Annotated in this window: 3 protein-coding genes; 2 read left to right on the top strand and 1 reads right to left on the bottom strand. The window is 76.3% G+C overall.

The genetic code is table 11. The annotated features are described in order from the left end of the window. Positions 1-720 (top strand): response regulator transcription factor (locus CCL05_RS36500; protein ID WP_143590001.1); only part of this gene is annotated, 720 nt, incomplete at its 5' end. A gap of 44 nt (positions 721-764) precedes the next feature. On the opposite strand, the gene CCL05_RS36495 is transcribed toward CCL05_RS36500, so the two are convergent. Continuing rightward, positions 765-2,009 carry an SGNH/GDSL hydrolase family protein gene (locus CCL05_RS36495; protein ID WP_086564936.1) on the bottom strand — a complete coding sequence of 415 codons (1,245 nt, stop codon included), beginning with the start codon at positions 2,007-2,009 and terminating at the stop codon, positions 765-767. A gap of 317 nt (positions 2,010-2,326) precedes the next feature. Between CCL05_RS36495 and CCL05_RS36490 the strand changes: the two genes are divergently transcribed. After that, positions 2,327-2,930: TerD family protein (locus tag CCL05_RS36490; RefSeq protein WP_244204524.1), on the top strand; the 604-nt coding region annotated here is incomplete at its 3' end.

Genomic DNA, 2,930 nt, shown 5'->3' with positions numbered 1-2,930 from the left:
GACGAGGCGGGCGATCGCCCGGACGTCACGGTCCGGCTCGCCGCCCTGGCGCTGTCCGCGGTGGCCGACGCGGCCGCCGAGCTGCGGTCGGCCGGTGACGAGACCGGGGCCCGACGCTGGACGGACAGCGCGGCCGAACTGGTGGAACTGGCGCGGCCCACCGCGGTCCGCGGCCAGAACGGCACCCCGCAGGGGCCCGAGGGGCAGGCGTGGCTGGCCCGTGCGGAGGCGGAGTGGCTCCGGGCCGTCTCGGGGCCGGACGCCTCCGCCTGGTCGGCTGTGGTGACGGCGTTCGGCTACGGCGACGTCTACGAGCGGGCGCGCTGCCGGCTGCGGTACGCCGAGGCCCTGCTGGCGGCGGGGCGTCGTGAGGAGGCGGCGGCCGAGGCCCGCGAGGTCCGGAAGACCGCCGATCGCCTCGGCGCCACGCCGCTGCGGGAGCGGGTGGACGCCCTCGTCCGGCGCGGCCGCCTGGCGGACACGCCGGACGCCGACGAGCGCGCCGGTGTGCTCACCGCACGCGAGCAGGAGGTGCTGCGGCTGCTCGCGCTCGGCCGCAGCAACCGGCAGATCGGCGAGGAGCTGTTCATCAGCGGCAAGACGGCGAGCGTCCACGTCTCCAACATCCTGGCCAAGCTGGGCGCGTCGAGCCGCGGAGAGGCGGTGGCGATCGCCTACCGGGAGGGTCTGATCGCTCCGGAGCCGTCGGCGTCCGGCTGACCGGCCGGGCTTCGGTACGGGCCGTTGCGTATCCCTGACCCGGGCTACCGGTTCCCGCAGTCGAGGCTCTCCAGGTCGACGGCGTCGGCCATCGCCCGCATCCCCTTGTCGTTGGGGTGCAGATGGTCGCCGCCGTCGAAGGCGGGGAGGATCCGCTCGGGGTCGTGGGGGCTGCGCAGGACGCGGTCGAAGTCGGTGACCGCGTCGAACTCGCCGCCGGTGCGGAGGAAGGTGTTGACCTTCCGGCGCACCGCTTCCCCGGCGGGGTCCCATTCCGGCCAGCCCTTGTAGGGAGCGATGGTGGCGGCGACGACGCACTTCCCGGCCGCGTGCACCCGGTCGGCCAGCCTGCGGTATCCGGCGATGAGCTGGTCGGCCGTGGCGCCGGGCTCGGCCTTGATGTCGTTGACGCCCTGGAAGAGGAACACCGTGCGCAGGCCCGGCAGTGGGAGCACGTCCCGCGACAGGCGGTCGAGGGCGCTCTGCCCGGGGCCGGCGGTGAGGACCTTGTTGCCGGCGATGCCCGCGTTGGCCACTCCCTCGACGCTCGACGTGGGGGACGCGCGCAGCCGGCGCGCGAGGTAGTCCGGCCAGCGGCGGTTGAGGGCGGTCGTGGAGTGCCAGCCGTCGGTGATCGAGTCGCCGAGGGCGGCCACGGCGCCCGCCGCGGGCCGGGGCCGCACGGTGACGGCGTCGAGGTAGAACCAGGAGCGGGTCCGCTGCGCCCAGTGGGCGCCGCTCTCCTCCGCGGTGTGGTCGCCGTCGGTGGTGTACGACGTCTGCATCGCCAGCCAGTGCCCGGTGAGCAATCCGCCCGCCCGGGGCACGTAGAGGCTGACGGCGAGATCGCTCGCGGCGGGGACGCGGACGGGCAGCGGGTCGCTGTAGACGATGCCGCCGGCGGGGACCGTGACGGAGCGGGCGCCGCCGAAGGTCAGGCGTCGGTTGCTGCCAGGGACGAGTGCGGCTCCGTGGCGCTGGAGACCGGCGTGGACGGTGCCGAACGTCACCGGCTGGTTCCCGAAGGCGTTGGACAGCCGTACCCGCAGGCCGGTGCCGCCGACGCTGGTGTGCACGACCAGCCGGTAGCCGCGGCCGTCGACCGCCGCGCCGACGCGGCCGGCGGAGGACGCCCAGGTGACCACGTCGCTTCCGGTCCCCGTCGGGGCGCCGGCCGGCGGGGAGGGCTCCTCCCCCTGCGGTGTCCCGCCGGAACCGCAGCCCAGTGCCAGGCACAGACAGAGAGCGGCCGGGGCGGTGCGGCCGCGGGGGCGTGCGGTGCGGGGCATCGTGGGGCGCTCCTTCGTCCGGTGTGCACGGTCAGGCGGCGGGTTCCCATGGCGACGCGGAGCCACCGGGAGCGAGCCGGGCACTCCGTGCCGTCCCGGCGTACCACACGGTAGTGGTGTGGCCTGCACCTCTGTGCGGGGGTGCCGGGCCGTGTCGGTCCGGAAGATGCCTGCCGGGCTTCGAGGGGGCCGCGGGCGGACGCCGGCTGCGCGACCGTGGGCCGGGGCTGACGTGGGAACCCTCGCGCCGCCACGGCCGTTGTCGGGGCATCGGCGTCCCCGCGGGGAGGCCGATGCGACGACAGCAGGGGGGCGTGATGAACGAGTTGGTCCCCGGTGGCAATCTGCCGCTTCCGGGTGGGGCGGTGACGGTCCGGGTGCCCGGCCCGTTCGACGTGTCCGCGCTCGTCACGGACGACGGCGGAAAGGTGCGGGGCGACGGCGACTTCGTCTTCTACAACCAGCCGGCCGCGCCGGGAGCGGCGCTGCGGGGCGACGCGCTCACGGTGGACCCGGCGAGGCTGCGGACGGGCGCCGCCCGGGTCACCGTCGCCGTGAGCCCCGCCGAGCCCGGAACGGCCCTCGGCCGCCTGCCCTCCCCCACGCTGCACGTCACCGACGCGGCGGGCCGCCCGCTCGCCCGGTTCACCCCGCCGCGCCCCCGGCAGGAGACGGTCCTGCTGCTCGCGGAGCTCTACCGGCGCGGCGACCACTGGAAGCTGCGCGCCCTGGGCCAGGGGTACGCCGACGGACTGGCGGGACTCGCCCGGGACTTCGGCGTCGACGTCGTGGACGACACACCCGCGCCCGTGCCGGGCTCGACGCCGGCCGGAGGGCCGGGCGCGCGGCCAGGACCGCTCGGCGGCGGGGCTCACCGACCAGCCCACGCAACGACTTCTGCGCCGCCGGCTGTTCCGGCCG

This window comes from Streptomyces africanus, from assembly GCF_002150735.1.
Taxonomy (GTDB): Bacteria; Actinomycetota; Actinomycetes; order Streptomycetales; family Streptomycetaceae; genus Streptomyces; species Streptomyces africanus.
Note: the sequence above shows the minus strand (reverse complement) of the source record. Positions and strands in the feature narration are given on the sequence as shown.